Below are 20,872 nucleotides of genomic sequence, written 5' to 3'. Positions count from 1 at the left end.
GTCAGGCATCCATCATACAGGAGGGGTTATGCCATAGCCTTGCGTGCAAAGGTCAAAATATGACCCTTAAAAGGCAGCTCAAGATAAGAGGTATCCTCTGGCCTTACGTGCTGACTGCTAAAACCAAACTCTAGCATTTTATTGGTCAGCTTATTTTTGCGACCACGCCCAGGGTCGACGATGATGACCTCACAAGTTGGCCGCGCATGGCGCTCGATGAAGTCAGCTAAGATATCGATATGCTGGTCTTCATAGAGCAAGTCGCTACCGATAATCATATCAAACGTGCCCAGATGGCTGTTGTTATCATGCCAGTCTAGGCGCTCAAAATGTATCTCTTTGTTATTGTTTAAAGTGGTATTACGATCAAGGAAATACTCAACCGTCGGATGATAGTCAGTTGCAGTAATATCAGCACGTCTGTGGTTGAGTAGCAGGCTAGACAACGCCATGCCGCAGCCGACTTCTAAGATACGCTTACCAGCCACATCGTAGTTAAGCATATGATTGGCCAGCACCAAGCTTGATGGCCATATCACCCCAAACATCGGCCAAGACGCCGAGCAAATACCGAGGTTTAACGCCTCATCATTGGGATCACTAAATTGTTGATTGTCACGTAGCGTACAAATATGGATGTCGGTATTGCCGATTTCAATCGTTTGATAACGCACGCGCACAGTCGTCAGCGAAGTCATAAACTGTCCTAAAAAATAAGCAAGAATGCAAGGTTTGGCAAGGAGTGCCACGTTCAAAGGCTGGGTTTTTTGTGCAATGACGTAATGTGTAGGGAGCTGGTTGATATAAATGGTGGGTCATGCACAGCAGTGGTTATTGGTAAATATTCAACACGGCCTATATGTCAGTTCAATAAAACATCAGTTCAATAAAATCAATAAAAACAGACAAATAGAGTCTGGCAAAACGTCAAAGGTCAGTATGACGCAATACGGTGCCAGCTACTGTTACGTATGAGGGTAGTATCGTTGCGAAGTGTGCCGCCGTCAGCTATCTCGTTGCGTATATAGAAGTATGGCGGTATGGCATAAAAATAAAGGAGGGCGTTGTAGATAAAAAGAGCGCGCACCGCACCGAGTTGTCTGCTATAAACCCAAACATAGAAGTGGGGTGCGTGCCTCTTAATGAGAATATGATATGTCAGTCATGTCTATTTTTATGTTTATAAAAGTCATGACTGTTACGAGTTATGAGCAAGTACGCCATAGACGCTTAATTTAAAAATCGGAGTCCAGAGGTTTTGAGTGCCCAAACCAGCTCTACAAAAGCGCGGCTATTGGTGAGCGGCTCGCCATCGATGATAAGTACATATCCTGAGCCATCAATCCATAAAAACACAAAACTGGTCTCAGGAATCAATAAGTCAACCTGCTGAAAAAACGAAATTGCTTGGCTTTCTACTGCCCAGCCGCGTTGTTTTTGGCGCAGCATAAAGCCTGAAAAGTCAGCCGCCGCCACACTCAGCATATCCGCTTCTTCTTGGTTATAGCCGATACGCGCCAGACAAAAGCCCTCATCAGAGCCGATGGCAGCACGGCGCTTACCAGATAGGCTAGCGACGACATAAGGCAAAAACTGATCCAATGGTAAGTTGGGCGCGGGCAAAAACAGAGACAACTTTTCGATCCAGCCGGCCTCTATAAAGCGCTGTAACCACGCCTCAGAGTAGCGCTCTAGCCAATCCGCGGCGAGTAGGGTTTGCTCATAAGAGAGTAGGTCTTGTAACGATAGCTGCTCCTCTGTAGGTTCGCTTTGGGAAAATGCCTCAAAAATACCGGCTGGGGTTAGGGTAAGATAGGTTTTATCAGCATTTAAGTAAGAGGACATAGCGGCTACCATTGTGATGAAATTATAAAACAGGCGATAAGTTAAGTTTTGATGGTTTTGGTTTGGTCAAGGCGTTGTTGGCAGTTGTTCCAGCGCTCATCAAAGTGCCAGTCGCTTTTGCCTAAACGAAACCAAACCAAAGAAAAAGCCAGACGGTCATTGCGAGCGATACAGTGGGCAAAAAACTCGTTTTCGATTTGTTCAATCGTGCCCCAGTCCTCCTCGGCACGTGCTTGCATCAGCTCGGCGGTGATGTCTTTGGAGATTTCTTTGGCATCGTCGCTACTGATGCGCAGTCGCTGTTTTTGCTCATTGAGCGACGGCGATATCAATACACTCCAACGCGTCGCCAGCATACTGTTGCGCTGGATATAGCGTTTTTTGTCGATGCAGTCGCGAAAACCTTGTGCAACATGAGGGTACAGACGGTCTTTAATACGGGTAAATAGATTATTGACATCGTAAGGAATATCGTACCAGCAGCCATAAAAAAAATCTGCCACCGCGCCCTGTAGCGGCTCTTTTTCGCTCAGCAGTAGGGCAGCATTGATACGCTGCTCATGAAAGTGACGATTGGCAGGTGCCAAAAACACTTTGCGTGAGTAAAAGCGAAACGCACGGCGCGCCTCGGTCTCGGCTTCTTTGATCAGATCTACATCAGACATAACAGGATCCTTTAGGTCACATCTTCGTTGCGGTTATTCTTGCCTTGATAGCGGCTGCGCCTATGGTGTTGCGTTGTATGGACATGACCCAATAATCACGGCGATGACAATCGTCATCGACCATGAAAAAATAAAATCAGCCAAAGCAAGATAGCAAGTAACGACTAATCAAGCAAGGTTTCCATCAAATCAATCATAAACTCGGCGTCTTCTTCATCCATGGCCTCAAAACCTTGCGGCATACCAAGCTCGGCCAATGCTTCTTGACCGTCTGGGTCGTTGTGCAGGTTGAGTATGGCATTCATAAAGATATCGGTATCTGGAAAATCGTCTTTGATCAGCAGCACATGACTGATATCAGCCAAATCACTTTCGATCAGTACCGATAGCTGAGCTTTGGTCAGACGAGAAAAACCGTGAAATACCTCTGCTAAAAAGAACGCTGCCTGCACATCGCCTTTGATGACTTTACGCGCGGCAGCTTGATATGTTTCGGTGACATCCCAGCTCAGATCAGACTCTGCTATATCGACAGCCTCAAGCAGGCGCAAACCGATCAGCTTGACATCGCGGTTGTTTGCCATCGCGATGGTGGCACCAGCTTTGATATCTTCTAAGGCGTTGATGTCGCTGTTGGCACCAGCGGCGATGACCATTTCGTCAGATTTGCCGATAGGACGTGCGACCGCTTTGTAGCCTTGTTCACGGATCAAAGTTGCCGCATCAAAAGGGTTGGCATAGATGACCTGAATGTCCCCAGCCGTGATGATTTGTTGTTGCTCTGCGTGTGAGGCTGGCGTATTTAGGTGCATGTTTAAGTTGGCACGCTTTTGAATCAAGGTGTTAAACATATGCCAACCTGCAAAACGCTCAGGCGAAAAATCAGGGGCGATTAACATATTGTGTGTCGTCATGATTTACCCTTCCTCATTTTGTTTCATATCAGCGTACTGCGCCTGCATGGCTTCGATTTTGCTACGTGATGGCTTGCGGCGTACTGAGGTATAGCCCACGGTTTCACCGCGGCGCACGTTTGGCACCACAGTGGCATAAACCCAGTAGTGACTGCCGTCTTTACATAGGTTTTTGACGTAGCCATGCCACTTTTTTCCAGCTTTTGCTGTGTCCCACAAGTCTTGATAAGCCGCTTTTGGCATATCAGGATGGCGCAGGATAGACTGCGGCTGGCCAAGCAGCTCGTCTTTGGTGTAACCACTAATCTCGACAAAAGCATCGTTGACGTGGGTTAGGACACCGTCTAAGTCGGTACGCGAGACGATAAGCTTACCATCAGGATAAGGGCGCTCAATACCTGTATCATAAATGGTGCGAGAGGTACCGTCATAGTAAGTCAGCGTCATCTGCTCAGCTGGCATATCCGGCTTTGGTGCATCAGGGATTGGAGAACCCATAGTAATCTCCTTTATTTATTGTTGTATTTATCTATCGTTGTATTCGTCGTGATTGACTGGCAAATAATGATCGATTAAATAAGTTTTGCTAGGGCTTCTGAGGCGCGTTTGATGTCCAAAAAGATCAAACCGAGCTTGGCGTTTGGCTTGGCCATGATGGTCAATACCGCTTCATCGCCTGCTGAGGTCATGATGACATAGCCTTTTTCGCCTTGGATCATAATACGATCGATACTACCACGCGCCAGCTCGCGACCTGCACGATCACCCAATGACAATAAAGCGGCTGACATAGCGCCAACACGGTCTTCATCAACGCCTAACGGTAGGGCTGATGCGATCATTAGACCATCGTTAGAAATTAGGGCAGATGCTTCGACATCGGCAGATGAGCTGTTTAGGTCTTCCAAGATTTGCTGGAACGAATCTGTACGCATATCACTTTCTCTATGACGGGTTATTGAATGGATGAGATCACTATCAGCGACACTAAAAAGGGCTGAAGCAAACGCTGGTCATTATAAACCCTTACTACTTATATTGATATATGTTACAGCAAACAAATGGCTGGGTTCTGCTATTTTTTGACCGTCTAGTTATCATTATCAACCTTTTATCTGTTGTTTTTACTTTTAAAACGAACTAAAGTTTGCAGTAGGGCTTTATTCTCTCTATTTGGCTCAGCCATTTGCAATCAGACAGTAGGCTTGTATCAATTTTTGCTTCATTTACTCAGCGCTTTGCTTCATGCTCGCAATGCCTAGCAGCCTGCGTAGCGGCCAGATAAACGAATGATTTATACAAAAAACGTTGACCATAACTTTTCATGATGGTGATATTCACTAGACTTATACCCCAAAAAAATGATATATAGTTATAGGATAGAAACGGTCATTGCTACTGAGCGTCTTGTTCAGGCGTCACATTATCCCGCTTTTCTACTCCCACGAGCCTCTGTATACCACAGTGTATAGGGGCGATTGTAGTCTTACATCAATGTCCATAATCCCCTTCGTTTGTTGCCATACGACGCGACATCGATGTAAATAAACACGTCCACCATTTTTACCCTAAGGAACCTATATGAGTATCAGTCAGGCCATCGAAAAAGTCGAAGCGCGTTACGCCCATCAACCTGAATTTGTCCAAGCCGTAAAAGAAGTGGCACTGACTATCGCGCCTTTATACGATGCCCATCCTGAATTTCAAAAAATGAAGATATTCGAGCGTTTGGTTGAGCCGGATCGTATTATTTGCTTTCGCGTCAACTGGGAAAACGATAAAGGTGAAGTACAAGTCAACCGCGGCTGGCGTGTCCAGTTCAGCAACGCTCTTGGCCCTTACAAAGGCGGTGTACGGTTTCATCCAACCGTCAACCAGTCAGTGCTTAAGTTTTTGGGCTTTGAGCAAATTTTCAAAAACGCTTTGACAGGTTTGCCGATGGGCGGCGGTAAAGGGGGCGCTGATTTTGACCCTAAAGGTAAAACAGACAGCGAAATTCGCCGCTTTTGCTATGCGTTTATGCGTGAGCTGCACCACTATGTCAATAAAGACATCGATGTGCCAGCTGGTGATATCGGTGTCGGCGGCCGTGAGGTCAGCTATATGTTTGCCATGTACAAAAACTTAACGCGTGAATACGGTGGCGTGTTGACAGGTAAGGGGGTGGGATTCGGTGGTAGCTTGATGCGTACAGAAGCGACAGGCTACGGTGCGGTGTACTTCTTAGAAAACATGCTTGCTGCTCAAAACGAGAGTATCGAAGGAAAAAAAGTACTGGTGTCAGGGGCAGGCAACGTCTCGCTCCATGCCGCCGAAAAAGCCTGCATGCTAGGCGCGACAGTTCTGACGGTCTCCGACTCACAAGGGACGCTCTATGATGCAAATGGCCTAAATCAAGAAAAAATCGATTGGCTAAAAGCGCAAAAAGCCCAGAGCAAGCCACTGTGCGATTATGTCGAGGTCTATGGCGGTGAGTGGTTCGCGCAGCAAAAACCTTGGCATATCAAAGGTGATATCGCCATTCCATCAGCCACACAAAACGAAGTCAACGAAGACGATGCCAAACATATGGTCGAAAACGGCATCAGATATATCGTCGAAGGCGCGAATATGCCACTGACGGCAGAGGCAGTCGATCATATCCGCTTGCACCGTGTGCATTATGCGCCAGGTAAGGCAGCAAATGCAGGCGGCGTGGCGGTCTCAGGTCTTGAGATGTCACAAAACTCGGTACGTCAATACAAAACCTTTGAAGAAATAGATGAGCGCCTAAAGTGCATCATGAAAAACATCCATGACTGCTCGGCTGAAGCGTCAGCAAACTATGGTCAAACGGACAACGGCTATATCGACTATATGGCAGGGGCCAATATCGTTGGCTTTAAACGGGTGGCGGACGCACTGTGCGCTTATGGTATCTTAAACTAACGCCTTCTGGCTGCTGAGACACTGTCAAATACCGCGCTTATCATATATAAGCGCGGTATTTTTTTGTTTGTATAAAATATTTATGAGCGCAAAGACTGGTTGCACAATCGAGGTAATAGACGCCGGCTAAAGTTTTTTGGATTATAAAGTATTAATTTATAAAAGTTTTTACATGTTTTACTTGAAGTTACATTAATCTATTTTTTTAGACAGTTTATAAATAATTATCACCGATCTTTTTGACTATCATCAATTATCTCAGTGTTTATCGCACGGGTTTATATCATCAATCATTCATGTCGCGGGCAAACGATGCCGCTGACAATGTCGATATATTTATCAAAGGATGAATCATGACAGTCAATAAGGAGGTCTATTCTGATGGCCGCTCAGGTATGTCGGGCTTATATCCAATGATACAGGATACGCCAAATGCTGAGCGGTTTGCTTGCAGCGTTGGTCAGAATCATAACGATAATGGCAGTGAAGCTATAAGCAATCGAGCGGCGCATGCCTTTGGCGCTTATCTACCAGCTTCCAAACGCGCGCAGACCAGCTGGTATAAAGACCCTGTATTAAACAACCATATAAACAATCATATAAATGAGCATATAAACGAGCAAGTAACCAACCATCTACGTAGCAATGATTGCCTAAAGCTCTACCGCCAAAACACCCAAAGGGGTATAAAAAGTGACACAAACAATGGCATGCAACCTGTCGGTAAATTTGAGCGGATGGAGCGTCTAGCAGATGATGCAGGCAGTACTATCGATCAGGCGATGACTCATGCAGAGGTCGCGCAGCCGATACGCTTGAGCTTCCAATTGATGACCCGTGCTGAGCCTACCACAATGGTGATTGCGACCATACAATCGCTACTAGCCATTAAAGCGGCCGATGATGAGATTTTAATCATAGATAACAACCATACTAAGCGTGAGCTTTATGAGCCTTTGGCAGATTTTTGTCATAGCTTGAAGCCGCATCTCAATGTGCATTTTTATCATATCGATGCGGTGGCAGGGTTTAAGTCTGGTGCGCTCAATTTGGCGCTGGGACTGATGGACCCTAGCGCCAGTCATGTGGTGGTGGTTGATAGTGATTATCAGGCGTTGCCACATGCCCGTGATGCTATTATCAGCGCTATCCACGAGTATCCTGAGCATGCTTTATTGCAATTTCCGCAGTTTTATCGTGATGCAGATAAAGCGGATATCCATAGCGAATTAAACCATTATTTTAACCATCATTTATATCGATCTTTTAACCGTCAGCGGGCGTTATCTACAGGTACTTATGCGGTGATACGCCGAGATGCTTTAGTGGGTTTGGGCGGCTGGTCAGGAGCGTCCATTACTGAAGATGCGCAGATGGGCGTGCTGCTCCATCGTATGGGTCTGCACAGTCGTTTTATACCCAAGGTGATTGCTACCGGTATATTGCCCACCACGCTGTGTGATCTGATCGCTCAGCGGCAGCGCTGGGTATATGGCAATGCACAAGTGCTCAATAGTTACTTTGTTAGGCCGGCGTCTTTGACCGCCGATAGCAGCGCAAATACAAATGTAAGCCAGACGATGGGCGAGCGTTTGCAGTATATGCGTGCGCATTTTTCGCAGCTGAGTGCCTGGATTAATTTTACGGGAATTTTTATCGTGCTGCAGATCTGTACGCTGCTTATCGTGCTGGCGGCTCTGATAATAGGCGCACAGGTGGATATGGCGATGTTGCTTACGCCCTTATATGTGGTTTATGCGGCTTATGGCGTGTTTTTGTTGCGACGGCTGTGGGCCTATGCACAAGACCGCTCACCACTTAATCAGCAGGTAGCTCAGCACGTTACGCCAACCTTTATCAATAAGCTACGAGCGTGGGCACTGCATCTGAACTTTTGGGAAATCGGTGCGTTGTCATGGTGGCCTGTGCTGTGGGGCCGCGACAAGCCATTTGTGTGTACGCCCAAACAGGTGGTGATCAGTAGCCGCCGCAGCGTATGGCAGGCCAATGTTTGTGCCTTACCAAAACTGCTACTCATACTTAATATCATCACTTTGGCTGTGACCTCACCGCTATCAGCGCTGTATTCGCCTTTGTTATTTGTCAGTGCGCTTGTGGTCACTGTCCTCAAGCTATGGTCTGCAAAGATAGCTTTTGATAACTATGGGTATCATCCTGAGGTGAATGACCGCTATGCTGATGAGCATGACACGTATGACGAGATCAATAACACTGTAAACCAAAGCTGTGTGATTAAAAATAATGTCGCTAAAAATAAAAAGACGGCTAGAGATAATATTACTAAAAATAAGCACCCAAATAACACCGATCCAATAAAAAAATATATGGCTGAATAAAATAATAAATGGATGACGTATGCTGACTTCTATCAAAACCAATTCAAATAGTCATATAAAAGCTAAAACTCCTAACATCATTATGCATAAAGCATATGACTTGTCTGAATCATCAGCGGCGTGTGAGACAACCGATGGGGCAAACATTCAAGTAAGAAGACCACTACGTATTGCCATCATCGCTCACTCGTTATATCCCATTGCCCAGCCTTATGCAGGCGGTCTTGAGATGATCACTCAGCTGATTTGTGATGAGCTGGTGGCTCAAGGCCATCAGGTGTTGCTCTACGCTCATGCGGATAGTCAAACCCATGCCACACTAGTGCCCTTTATGACCCGTGATGAATTTGAAAAGACAGTTTATCCCAATGAGCATGAGTCAGTAGAGATGAGCCGTGAGGAGCTGTATCAGTATTTGGTCTACCAGCAGGCGCTGCGCGATATTATTAGCCGTGATGAGATGGGAATGATCGATGTGGTGCACAATCATAGCTTGCACCATGTGCCGATGATGATGGGTCAGACGTTTGGCGCACGGTTTTTTACCACGTTTCATACGCCGATTTTTCCGCAGCTGCGTCTGGCGCTACTGACGCTACGTCTGGGGACGCAGACTCAGTTTACGGCAATCAGTGGTCATCAGCAGCAGTTGTTTGCTGAGTTTGTGCCCTCGCATGTGGTCTATAACGGCATCGATGTCCACTCATTTACTGCCAATACAAACCCAATTGCTGATGAAGTGTATTTTTGGTACGGGCGTATCTGTCCTGAAAAGGGCACGCATTTAGCGATGGACTACTGCAAAGCGGCAGGCAAGCGCCTGATTATTGCAGGACCCAAAAGTAATGAGGAATACTTCGATGACTATGTGGCACCGTTATTAGAAGCCGATAGAGCGAGCGCTGCGCCGTTATTTGATTATGTTGGACATTTAAGTAAGGATCAAATCAACGAGCAGTTAAGCCAATCGACCGCCATGCTATTTACCAGTACTTGGGATGAGCCTTATGGTCTGACGCTCGCTGAGAGCCTCGCTTGCGGTACGCCCGTGATTGGCTTCGATGTCGGTGCCAGTGCTGAGATTATCACGCATCAGACAGGTATTATCGTACCCAAAAAGGATAAAAAGGCATTTATACAAGCATTTGCTGACATTCAGTATATTTCGCGAGCAGCCTGTTGCGCCCGCGCTGAGCAGTTTTGTTCAGTCGCTACGATGGTCGATGGTTATCTGCGTTTATATGAGCAGGCAGTAGCGGTTGATGACAGCGATAGCATCCAAGAGGCGTTTGTCTAGCATTTTTCTTTTTTCTTTATGTAGTGACTATCAATGACTGCCTTCATCTCTTAGGAGCTTTTTTACCATGCGTATCGGCTACTATGCTCATCACCACGGGTCGGGGCACTGCCGCCAAGCAGATAAGCTGGCCGCCTTACTATCACCAGAGCTGCGTCAGCAAATGACGGTGTTTACCAGCTTACCTGCTGATGGTTATCGCTTTAGCAGTATAAATGATGAGCACATCGTACGTTTAGACGCTGAGGATGAGCGACCAGATGATGTGCTAGCGGGGCGAGCAGGCGAGTATTGGCAGCCAAGCTGTTTGCACTACTCGCCAGTGGGTAACAAAGACATTCAGAGACGCAGTTGGCAGCTGCTTGATGAGATACATCAGCGCCAGATTGACCTGATGATTATTGATGTTAGCGCCGAAGTGGCTATGCTATGCCGTACCGCTAGCGTGCCTTATCTCTATGTACGGCTGGCAGGCGAGCGCGATGATGCGCCGCACTTAAACGCCTTTGCGGGCGCGCTTGGATTGTTAGCTCCTTATCCTAAAGCATTGGAGGCGGCAGCCACGCCGGACTGGGTACGACGAAAAACGTTATATTTGGATTTTTTGCCAAGTAAAGCCCAAGGTTTGCCTAGCTTTTGTGAGTTTATAGACGAGCTTATGACAGTGACCCATGATGATGCTATTCATAAACAACTGGTCGCCAGTGTCGATAAGTCTTCTATCGTTACTGTGATTAAAGGCTATGGCGGGCACGAAGCGATTGATGCCAAGTTGCCAAAGCTACGCCAAATACTACCAGACGCTATAATTGTCTCTCTTGGTCCTATCAATGATGAAGTACGGCATTGTGTCGATATTGCCGCCCACGTTGATGATGTGACGCCATTTATCGCCTATAGTCATCTGCTATTGATGGCGTGTGGCTTGAATGCAATTGCGCAGGCCTATGATTATGCGACGCCGCTTATTGTATTGCCTGATGTGCGCCCGCACCGTGAGCAAGAAGTGATGGCAGAGGCGCTTATTGAGCAAGGCCGTGCGCTTAGTTGGCCACAGTTTATCGCTAAAGCCTCTAGTCTGGACACTCAGAACCTATTGTCTTCTCTCTCCACGAATAATAAGTCGATTGACCATGAGCAGACTGCTTTGATGAGTAAGCAAGCCAATCTGGCGGCGCAACGCTTTATGAGTAGCATTGCTGACTATATTTCTGTAAAAGCTTGGTTTGCGGAATGGCTATTGCCGCAGTTGGACTTAAAACCTAAAAAATAACAAATAACAAAGAAACTTATAATAATAAAAGCAAAGAAGATATTTATGACTACCATACCCCAAGTAGCAAACGCTGCACATACTACGATTCCCACTAGCGTGCCTTTAACGGTCATCACCACCTGTTATGGGCGCAATCGTCATCTTTATAATCTACTTGCTAGTCTGGCGCAGGGGAGCGTCAGGCCGAGCGAGGTGGTTATCGTTAATGATGACGCCGAGGCTGAACGTCTGGCAGACTACGATTTAAATATTATTAAGATAGCAACGACTACAGCGACTGAGCATGGATTGACGAGTAGCGCCTCGTTTGATATCGGTCGTAACCGTAATCTTGGCGCTGCACGTGCTAGCTATGAGACTATGATTTTTTTGGATGTGGATTGTATCGTCGCCTATGACTTTATCGGCGGGCTATATGATAAATTGCAAACGCATCCTGATGCGCTACTGATGGGACAGCCACGTTATTTAACGCGCCCTTTGACGGATGATGAGGGTAGTCAGCTACAGCAAGGTCAAATGGCCGCCGATGCCTTAGACAAGCTATCGGTATTTAACCCTTATCGTGATAATTTTACCCAACATCGCAATGACAATGTCGATGCTAATATTAAAAAAACGCAAGACTATGGCGCATTTTGGAGTCTATGCTTTGCGATAATGCGCCATCAGTTTGAGCGGAACGGCGGCTTTGATACCGATTATGTCGGCTACGGCGCTGAAGACACCGACTTTGCTTTTATGGCACGTGCTTTAGACATTGATTTTTATCTGACCAATGACGTGGTTTACCATCAGCAGCACAGCGTCTACCGGCCGCCACTCAATCATCTCGATAGCATAGTCATCAATGCCAATCGCTTTTATGACAAATGGCAGCATTGGCCGATGGCAGGCTGGCTGGTAGAATTTACACAGCTAGGTTTGATTGATTGGCAAGAGGCGCAGACAATACCCATTGAGATTCTTCGGCAGCCAAGTAGCGCTGAGATTGACGGCGCACATTGTCCAGATGCGCCTTATGTTTAGACGGACTGAAGGCTTAGTTCTGCTAATACCAATGCATCATTAGTAGCAATGAGTAGTTAGTTTTGATGAACATTTAATTTTGATGAGCAACTAATACTGACGGATAATCTCCACACCTGTAGGCGGCGTTGCAAGCGCTTGCCGTTCAAACGCCCAATTATGACCTTCCCAAAAATGCGCGGTCTTATCATCATTATTAAAACCTAACATGATGATCGATAGCGGCGTCACAGCTTTCTGTTTTTGCTGAATATACAGGCGCGCAGATAAGAGTAACCGGTATAATAAAAACCCTGATGTCGGCGCAGAGGAATGGATATCAGTAAAGATAGGATAGTCTGCTACCACACTGTGCTGTTCTGATAGCACAGCGCAATACTCATCGCTACGTAATAGTTTCTCAAGCGGTTCTGGAATCTCTAGCACTCGGTTAGCCGTTATAGGGTCGTCAGTGGGGCTTGGATCATCGCATGGCATGGGAAACTGATAGGCAGCATTCCCAAACAAGATGCCAAGCGGTGCTTGCTTGGTCATATCGAGCATCGCTGTCACATTATTGCTGCGTGGTGGTAGGCCAAAATGCAGTTTACTGTCACCGATTTGTCTAAAAAACAGTAGCTTTGGCAAATCTTTGGCGAGCGGATGATAGGCAAAGAAGTCTGCATGAATAAAATCATTAAATAACACCAACATATCAGTAGGCTGCAATAGCGTCTTTAGGCTTGCTGTATCTATCGACGGGTTGTTGGCGATCAATATCACACGCTGGCTTTGTATTAGCCGCGCCTGCATGATAGGCGGTAGCGCAGCAAATGCTTCTGCAGCAAGATGGCTACTACTGATATTTGGTAGTGATTGATCAAGCATATCTGGCATATCAATGTATTAAGGTATAGACGGTGAGTGAGATTTTTCTCATGTGCTCATTATAGTATAAAGAAGAAGGTGCCTAGGCTTGTTTGAGTTTTGAAAATAGAAAAAATCTGGCAATAAGGTATTGCCAGATTTTTTGTTATGAATAGGTTTTTATAGGAGTTTGTTATACCGTCTCACGCCATCTGCCTTGTACCATGATACCTGTGATAGGATTTAGCCCCATCTGATAAGCAAGGTCAGCAGGGCGGGCGATATCCCACAGTACCAAGTCAGCATCACAGCCCACTTCTATTTTACCTTTGTTGGCTAGACCTAACGCTTGCGCCGCATGAACAGTGGCCCCTGCCAATACTTCTTCGGGCGTTAAATAAAATAAAGTACAGCCCATATTCATCGCTAATAACAGCGAGGTGAGCGGCGAGGTACCGGGGTTGCAATCGGTTGAGATAGCCATCGGCACCTGATGCTTACGCAACGCTTCAATTGGTGGCAACTTAGTATCACGTAGCGTATAAAAAGCCCCCGGCAACAGCACCGCTACCGTGTTGCTTGCGGCCATTTTTTTAATATCGTCTTCTGCCAAGTGCTCAAGATGGTCGCTTGATAATCCTTGGTATTCTGCTACCAAAGCACTAGCGCCTATGTTTGAGAGCTGCTCAGAATGCAGCTTCACAGGCAAGTCTAACGAGCGAGCAACGTCAAAGACGCGCTTAATCTGGTCGCTACTAAATGCGATGTTTTCACAAAAACCATCGACCGCATCGATTAAGCCCTCGCTATGTAAGATGGGTAACCACTGGCAAACTTGCTCTATATAGTCATCGGCATGGTCTTTATACTCTGGCGGTAGCGCATGGGCGGCCAAATACGTGGTGCTAACATGAATGTGGTGTTTGTCGCCGAGCGCGCGGGCGACTTTTAGCATTTTGCGTTCAGTATCCAGATCCAGTCCATAACCAGATTTGATCTCAATACTGGTCACGCCTTCTTTGATGAGCGCGAGCAGGCGTTTTTCACTTTGGGTAAATAGTTTTTCTTCACTTGCTGCGCGGGTGGCGCTCACTGTCGAGACGATGCCGCCACCTTGTGCCGCGATATCTTGATAACTGGCACCTTGCAATCGCGCTTCAAACTCATTGCTGCGGTTGCCACCATAAACGATATGGGTATGACAATCGATGAGTCCAGGCGTGATCCAATTGCCATGTACGTCTTTGATTTGCTCGCTTTGATAATGGGTGAGGTGCGGCTTGATTTGCTCATGCGTACCAACCCATGCGATTTTGCCGTCTTTGATACCGATAGCGGCGTTTTCCAATTGACCATAAGGGGTGCTTTTGTTTTGATCATTGCTTTGATTGGCACTTTGGTTTTCACTTTGATTGTTGTTGTAAGCATCAAAGCCGTATTGCGCTGAAAAGGTGGCAAGATTGGCATTGATAATAACGTGATCAAATGAAGTCAGGGTATTAGTAGTATTGTTGTCAAGTATTTGGGCGCTAGTGTGGTTCATAATAAGCTCCTGCTTGTGGTTAACCAACTATTTTTTTTGTCTATGTTAAAAGTAAATGCTGCTCGATAATAGTGGCTAAGAGGCGAGCGGCGACTTTACAGCTGCGTGCATCAACATCAAAGGTCGGATTAATCTCGGCAATATCAGCTATTTTTACTTTGCCTGATGCCATGATACGTTTGACCGCGCGCTCAACGAATGCCAAGTTAATACCATAGGCGGCTGGTGCACTGACACCAGGTACCACGCTTGCTGGCAAGCAATCCATATCAATGGTTAAGTAGACCACATCAACGTCATTGATAAAGGTCTCTATTTGCGCCGCAATTTTTTTCCATTTCTTATTGGCGCAATCTTCGTCACTGATAATATGCACGCCTAACTGCTCAGCACGGTCAAAGAGCGCAGCAGTATTGGAAAATCGACTGACGCCGATACAGCAATAGTGAAATGGTTGGTCTTGCGCCTCAAGGTGCTCGGCTATTTGGCGAAAGGGCGTGCCAGAGGTGGCGACATCAGACTGACGAATATCTAGATGCGCATCAAAGTTAATAATGCCAATACGCAGCGGCGCATTGTTGTTACTGGTAGCATCTGTCTGCTGTAGCGCTTGCCACAATCCTAAAAAGCTGCCATAAGCGATGGCATGACCGCCACCAACTCCAATGGGTAGCCCGCCTTGCTGGATAATGTGACTGACTTTATCAGCGTAGGTTAATTGAGCTTGCTCGAGGGTGCGCTCGGCAAAGTCATCATTATCATGGCAGTAAATATCGCCAGCATCACCCAGTAGCGTTGACAGTTGACCCTCATAGCGCTGTTGCAGCTCAGCGATGATGGGCAGCGCTGCAAATGCCTGACGAATCAAAGGCGGCGCCGCTCTGGCTCCCACGCGTCCTTGATTGCGTCTGACACCTTGATCACAAGCGAAACCGACCAGTCCAATGCGCTGGCCGTTTTGCTGGCCGTTTTGCTGGTTGTTTTGTTGACTGCTGCTATCAAAGGTATAAGGCTGCGCTATTTGATACCAATAGCGGGCGCGCGCAGTTTCAAACGGCTCGGCACGTCCAGTCCAGCGGCTCATATCAGCGGCGCTGTGGCTCACGGCTGTGTCAGGCATTGATAGGCTCATCGCTGATTTCCTTTAATCCGTATTGCTTGTGTATATTTGATCCGCTACAAAATAAGTACAGTGCTACTGGTATAAACTTTCTTTGCTTACTGTGTGACTTCGTCGCTCCAGAGGCGGCATAAAATTCATCCCAGTAGCACGCCATAAAAGCTGTACTCTTTTTATTTAGCACTTACTATAGAAGGATGCTATTTATTTAGACTCGTACCAATTGCTACGCAGTGCCTGCCAATGCTTTGTCAGCGCACCATCTAATACCAGCTGTTTTGCCGCTTCAATATCAGGGGCTAGGTAGCGATCTTTGTCATAAAAAGTCACTTGCTCACGCAATTTTTGATGCGCGGCCTGTAATGCTTCGGAAGTAGCAAGATTACGATGGAAGTCGATACCTTGACCAGCAGACAATAGCTCAATGCCAACGATGGTAGCCGTGTTGTGCGCCATCTCATATAAGCGGCGGGCACTATAAGTGGCCATCGACACATGGTCTTCTTGGTTAGCAGAGGTTGGGATGCTATCGACGCTGCCTGGATGGGCGATGGATTTGTTTTCTGAAGCCAGCGCTGCGGCCGTCACGTGAGCGATCATAAAGCCTGAGTTTACCCCTGCATTTTCTACCAAAAATGGCGGGAGGCCACCTGACAAGGTTGCATCAATTAATAAAGCCACACGGCGCTCAGACATAGAGCCAATCTCAGCGATTGCTAAAGCGAGCATATCAGCGGCAAAGGCCACTGGCTCAGCATGGAAATTACCCCCTGAGATAGCAACAGGGCCATCTTCATTGTTAAAAATAAGCGGATTATCCGTCACCGCATTAGATTCAATTAATAACGTTTTGCCTGCTTGGTTGATGATATCAAGGCAAGCGCCCATGACTTGCGGCTGACAACGTAAGCAATACGGATCCTGCACTCGATCATCTTGCTCGTCATTGTGCGAAGCACGAATAGCACTGCCTTTAATCAGCTGACGATGGGCTTGTGCAATTTGTATCTGACCGTGATGACCACGCACTTCATGAATACGGGCATCAAATGGTGAATCCGAGCCTTTGGCGGCATCGATAGACATAGAGCCGACGATGGTGGCGGTCTCAAGTAAATCCCTTGCTAAGAAATAGCCACGTAATGCCAGTGCCGTTGAGACCTGCGTACCATTGATAAGGGCAAGGCCTTCTTTGGCTGCTAGGGTGATAGGCTCAAGACCATGCTGCGCTAGTGCCTCAGCGGCAGGGACTTTTTTGCCAGCGACATAAACGTCGCCTTCGCCCATCATCGCCAGCGTCATATGCGATAAAGGCGCAAGGTCGCCAGAAGCGCCAACGGAGCCTTTGGCGGGAATGTTTGGCGTAATTTGATGATTAATTAAGCCAAGTAAACTATCGACGACCTCGCGGCGGACGCCAGAGACGCCTTGAGCGAGGCTGGCAACTTTCATCACCATAATCAGCCTGACTACGTTGTCTGGCAGCGCCTCACCCGTACCGACTGAGTGCGAGATGATCAGGTTGCGTTGAAGTAATTCGAGCTGATCATCACTGATGCGGGTCTTGGCTAATAGACCAAAACCAGTATTGATACCATAAGCGCTTTTATCACGGGCGATGATGGTACATACATCGTCGTGTGAGGCATCGATTGCCTCATAAGCGCTGGCGGGTAAGGTGAGGTGGACTGGGTGATTATAGATATCACGTAGCATCTCAAAGCTTAGCTGGCGAGGGTGGAGGGTCAGGGTTTTGATAGCGGTCATAGGAGAGTCCCAAGGTTAAAAACAATATGAATAATATGCTTTAGTGTTCTGATTTACTTAATGGTATCGGCTCGGCGCTGGTGCTGGCAGATGACGCGATTTAAGCCATCCAGCCTACATACATAGCAAAATGTCCGAACGCGGCTGCGAGTAGGACGCTAAGGGCTACACGCTCAAACCATATGACGATCATTTTGCCAACCGATACTGGAATTTCTGTTGCGAGTACACACGGAATCATGGCAGAAAAAAACAGCACGCTGCTAATCGATATCACCCCAGCGACGTAGCGTGTTAGGATATCTGCCTCACTGAGTAGTAGTGCTGGTAAAAACATTTCAGCGAGCCCAGCAGACATCCCTTTAGCAGCCACTAGAGGCTCTGGCAAGCCGCCGAGCCATGTAAATGGATACAAGAGCAGACCCATTACATCAAACACTGGGGTGTATTTGGCTAACAAAAGACCGGTCAGCCCGACAGCAATAATCGAGGGCACAATGGCAGCAGCCATCATCAGACCATCGCGAAAATTGGACCATAAAATCTGTTTTAGATCAGTTGCCTGACGCGACGTCGCTAAGCCTAAATCAAACGCGGCGGTCAGCCGTTTGCCACGGGTATGATCGAGTGGCGGGCGTTCAACGTCATTGTCAAAAAGGCTGATGGGCGGAATACGAGCGGTAATAGCGGTGACGATAAAGGTAATCACCAGTGTTGACCAAAAAAATACGTTCCAAAACTCCATTAGGTTTAAGGTCTTGGCAACAATCACCATAAACGCTGCCGATACCGTAGAAAACCCAGTAGCAATAATGACGGCTTCACGCGCTGAGTATTGTTTTTGTAGGTACACACGATTGGTAATCAATAAACCAATAGAGTAACTACCCACAAAAGACGCAACGGCATCAATTGCCGATGAGCCAGGCGTTTTCCAAATAGGTTTCATAATCGGCTGCATTAGCACGCCGACCATCTCAAGCAAACCAAAACCCACCAAAAATGCCAAGATTAATGCGCCAATAGGGACAATCATACCCACAGGTAATGCCAGCTTTTCAAACAAAAATGGCAGCATGTCAGCTTCCATCATATAGGCAGGGGCGGTGCCAGTCATATACATCACCGCCAAAACCAAACCGATTATCTTAAACACGGTCAGGATTTTGTGGGTGAGGTTTTTGCGCCATGAACCGTCTATGAATGGCTTGCTAACACCAAATATCATCAGCAAAAACAATAAGGTCACAGATAAGGTGTGTTGCTGAGTGACCAGATAAGTGGCCCCATGATCAAACAAAATCGTGCTTTTGTCACCGATGGTAAAGGGCACAAAAAACATCACTAAGCCAATAGCACTAAAGACGATAAGTTGTAATAGTGCGATGGGTTTCGACAGCAGTTTGTTAGACGATGGCGGCGTCGTCATAGCATCAGTATCGGCGTGATTTATGGTGTTTTGCTCAATCATATTATCCTCCTTGATAAAATGTATTGGGTAAGCTATTTAATCATCGGCAGATGTAAGCCATAGTCCTTAGCGGTTTTGATCGCCAGCTCGTAGCCGGCATCGGCATGACGCATCACCCCTGAGCCGCAATCATTGACCAGTACGCGCGATAAACGTTTAGCGGCGCTTTCTGTACCATCGGCGACAATGACCATGCCAGAGTGCTGCGAGTAGCCCATGCCCACGCCGCCGCCATGATGGAGTGACACCCAAGTAGCGCCGCCTGCGACATTGAGCATGCCATTTAATAATGCCCAGTCAGATACAGCGTCCGAACCATCTTTCATGCTTTCGGTCTCCCTGTTTGGGCTGGCAACAGAGCCGGTGTCCAAATGGTCACGGCCGATGACGATGGGGCCTTTGAGCTCACCGTTTTTGACCATCTCGTTAAATGCCAAGCCTGCTTTATCACGTTCGCCCAGACCTAACCAGCAAATGCGGGCTGGCAGGCCTTGGAAGTGAATACGCTCTTTTGCCATATCCAGCCAGCGATGCACATGGGTGTTTTCAGGGAACAGCTCTTTGATTTTTTGATCGGTTTTGTAGATATCTTCTGGATCGCCTGATAGCGCCACCCAGCGAAACGGCCCTTTACCTTGGCAGAACAGCGGACGAATATAAGCGGGGACAAAACCTGGAAAGTTAAAAGCGTCCTTAACGCCTTCGTCAAAAGCGACCTGGCGAATGTTATTGCCATAATCAGTGGCTGGTATGCCCATGTCTTGTAGATCCAACATGGCCTGTACATGCACCGCGCAAGAGGCGGCGGCAGCTTTGCTCAGTGCGGCGTGTTGCTCTGGGTTTTCTTGCGCCGCCCTCCACTCATCAACGCTCCAGCCACTTGGCAAGTAGCCATTGATTAAATCATGAGCGGAGGTTTGGTCAGTGACTAAGTCAGGTTTGATTTCGCCTGCGTTCGCACGCTTGACCATTTCAGGCAGGATATCGGCGGCGTTACCAAGTAGGGCGATAGAGACGGCTTCACCAGCGGCGGTATGCTCTTTAATCAGCTCATAAGCATGGTCGAGATCGTCCGCTTGCTTGTCGACGTAACCAGTACGCAAGCGAAAATCAATGCTCGACTGCTGACATTCGATGTTTAAAGAGGTTGCACCAGCAAAGCTTGCGGCCAATGGCTGCGCCCCGCCCATACCGCCAAGACCAGCGGTCAAAATCCAGCGTCCGCTCCAATCGCCATCATAATGCTGGCGACCTGCCTCCACAAAGGTCTCATAAGTGCCTTGGACGATGCCTTGGGTGCCGATATAAATCCAGCTGCCAGCGGTCATCTGCCCATACATAAACAAGTCTTTACGATCCAGCTCGTTAAAATGCTCCCACGTTGCCCAGCGCGGGACCAGGTTGGAGTTGGCAATGAGCACGCGCGGCGCATTTTCGTGCGTTTGAAACACGCCCACTGGTTTGCCAGATTGTACGAGTAAGGTCTCATCGTCTTCTAGCTCTTTAAGAGAGGCAAGGATTTGATCATAGCTCTCCCAGTTACGGGCAGCGCGGCCGATACCGCCATAGACGACTAGGCTCTTTGGGTTTTCGGCCACATCAGGATGTAGATTATTTTGAATCATGCGATAGGGCGCTTCGGTCAGCCAGCTTTTACAATGTAGCTCGCTACCAGTAGGCGCAGCGATTTCACGGCTGTCATCACGGCGGGTAAAGGTGTTTGCCTTAAGGGTGTTGTCTGTGGTGGTTTCCTTGGCAGTAGTCATGAACAGATCCTTTTGAGTGTGCGTCGCTTATTTACGCCGCGTGTTTAC

The 20,872-nt window shown here is 47.4% G+C and carries 17 protein-coding genes; 5 read left to right on the top strand and 12 right to left on the bottom strand.

Annotated features, from left to right (window positions below; translation table 11 throughout):
- Window positions 1–26: 26 nt before the first annotated feature.
- From CAP50_RS09580 to CAP50_RS09555, 6 genes are all read right to left on the bottom strand, one after another.
- Window positions 27–698 carry a class I SAM-dependent methyltransferase gene (locus CAP50_RS09580; RefSeq protein ID WP_075100530.1) on the bottom strand — a complete coding sequence of 224 codons (672 nt, stop codon included), beginning with the start codon at window positions 696–698 and terminating at the stop codon, window positions 27–29.
- Between the two features lie 532 nt (window positions 699–1,230).
- Window positions 1,231–1,845: a hypothetical protein gene (locus CAP50_RS09575; RefSeq protein ID WP_075100531.1), complete on the bottom strand. Its 615-nt coding sequence runs from the start codon at window positions 1,843–1,845 to the stop codon at window positions 1,231–1,233.
- Window positions 1,846–1,886: 41 nt separating this feature from the next.
- Window positions 1,887–2,510 carry a hypothetical protein gene (locus CAP50_RS09570; protein WP_075100532.1) on the bottom strand — a complete coding sequence of 208 codons (624 nt, stop codon included), beginning with the start codon at window positions 2,508–2,510 and terminating at the stop codon, window positions 1,887–1,889.
- A 164-nt stretch (window positions 2,511–2,674) separates the two neighbouring features.
- The gene (locus tag CAP50_RS09565; RefSeq protein ID WP_100749846.1) at window positions 2,675–3,424 is read right to left on the bottom strand and encodes a PhnD/SsuA/transferrin family substrate-binding protein; all 750 of its coding nucleotides are present in this window, start codon (window positions 3,422–3,424) and stop codon (window positions 2,675–2,677) included.
- 3 nt (window positions 3,425–3,427) lie between these two features.
- On the bottom strand, window positions 3,428–3,922 hold the full coding sequence (locus CAP50_RS09560) for a PAS domain-containing protein (RefSeq protein ID WP_100749845.1): 495 nt from the start codon (window positions 3,920–3,922) through the stop codon (window positions 3,428–3,430).
- A 74-nt stretch (window positions 3,923–3,996) separates the two neighbouring features.
- Window positions 3,997–4,359, bottom strand: a complete 363-nt coding sequence (locus CAP50_RS09555; RefSeq protein ID WP_075100535.1) for a roadblock/LC7 domain-containing protein — start codon at window positions 4,357–4,359, stop codon at window positions 3,997–3,999.
- A 646-nt stretch (window positions 4,360–5,005) separates the two neighbouring features.
- On the opposite strand from CAP50_RS09555, the gene gdhA reads away from it, so the two are divergent.
- From gdhA to CAP50_RS09530, 5 genes are all read left to right on the top strand, one after another.
- Window positions 5,006–6,352: an NADP-specific glutamate dehydrogenase gene (gdhA, locus tag CAP50_RS09550; protein ID WP_100749844.1), complete on the top strand. Its 1,347-nt coding sequence runs from the start codon at window positions 5,006–5,008 to the stop codon at window positions 6,350–6,352.
- Between the two features lie 353 nt (window positions 6,353–6,705).
- Window positions 6,706–8,709 (top strand): glycosyltransferase family 2 protein, encoded by a 2,004-nt coding sequence (locus CAP50_RS09545; protein WP_100749843.1) that lies wholly within the window; start codon window positions 6,706–6,708, stop codon window positions 8,707–8,709.
- A 100-nt stretch (window positions 8,710–8,809) separates the two neighbouring features.
- A complete protein-coding gene (locus CAP50_RS09540) occupies window positions 8,810–10,006 on the top strand; it encodes a glycosyltransferase (RefSeq protein WP_172953112.1) in 1,197 nt (398 codons plus the stop codon).
- Between the two features lie 67 nt (window positions 10,007–10,073).
- Window positions 10,074–11,279 (top strand): hypothetical protein, encoded by a 1,206-nt coding sequence (locus CAP50_RS09535; RefSeq protein WP_100749841.1) that lies wholly within the window; start codon window positions 10,074–10,076, stop codon window positions 11,277–11,279.
- 45 nt (window positions 11,280–11,324) lie between these two features.
- The gene (locus CAP50_RS09530; RefSeq protein ID WP_100749840.1) at window positions 11,325–12,311 is read left to right on the top strand and encodes a glycosyltransferase family 2 protein; all 987 of its coding nucleotides are present in this window, start codon (window positions 11,325–11,327) and stop codon (window positions 12,309–12,311) included.
- 90 nt (window positions 12,312–12,401) lie between these two features.
- Here the strand turns inward: CAP50_RS09530 and CAP50_RS09525 are convergent, their stop codons facing one another.
- From CAP50_RS09525 to hutU, 6 genes are all read right to left on the bottom strand, one after another.
- Window positions 12,402–13,178, bottom strand: coding sequence for a hypothetical protein (locus CAP50_RS09525; RefSeq protein ID WP_153045441.1), 777 nt, complete (start codon window positions 13,176–13,178; stop codon window positions 12,402–12,404).
- 172 nt (window positions 13,179–13,350) lie between these two features.
- A complete protein-coding gene (gene hutI / locus CAP50_RS09520) occupies window positions 13,351–14,700 on the bottom strand; it encodes an imidazolonepropionase (RefSeq protein WP_100749838.1) in 1,350 nt (449 codons plus the stop codon).
- 40 nt (window positions 14,701–14,740) lie between these two features.
- On the bottom strand, window positions 14,741–15,832 hold the full coding sequence (gene hutG, locus CAP50_RS09515) for a formimidoylglutamase (RefSeq protein WP_241900731.1): 1,092 nt from the start codon (window positions 15,830–15,832) through the stop codon (window positions 14,741–14,743).
- Between the two features lie 192 nt (window positions 15,833–16,024).
- Window positions 16,025–17,587, bottom strand: a complete 1,563-nt coding sequence (hutH, locus tag CAP50_RS09510) for a histidine ammonia-lyase (RefSeq protein WP_100749837.1) — start codon at window positions 17,585–17,587, stop codon at window positions 16,025–16,027.
- Window positions 17,588–17,687: 100 nt separating this feature from the next.
- Window positions 17,688–19,058, bottom strand: a complete 1,371-nt coding sequence (locus CAP50_RS09505; RefSeq protein ID WP_100749836.1) for a YjiH family protein — start codon at window positions 19,056–19,058, stop codon at window positions 17,688–17,690.
- Window positions 19,059–19,090: 32 nt separating this feature from the next.
- Window positions 19,091–20,824 carry a urocanate hydratase gene (gene hutU, locus CAP50_RS09500; protein ID WP_100749835.1) on the bottom strand — a complete coding sequence of 578 codons (1,734 nt, stop codon included), beginning with the start codon at window positions 20,822–20,824 and terminating at the stop codon, window positions 19,091–19,093.
- Between the last annotated feature and the right edge of the window lie 48 nt (window positions 20,825–20,872).

Source organism: Psychrobacter sp. L7, from assembly GCF_002810365.1.
Taxonomy (GTDB): Bacteria; Pseudomonadota; Gammaproteobacteria; order Pseudomonadales; family Moraxellaceae; genus Psychrobacter; species Psychrobacter celer.
The sequence above is the reverse complement of the archived record's forward strand: the minus strand, read 5'-3'. Positions and strand labels throughout refer to the sequence as shown.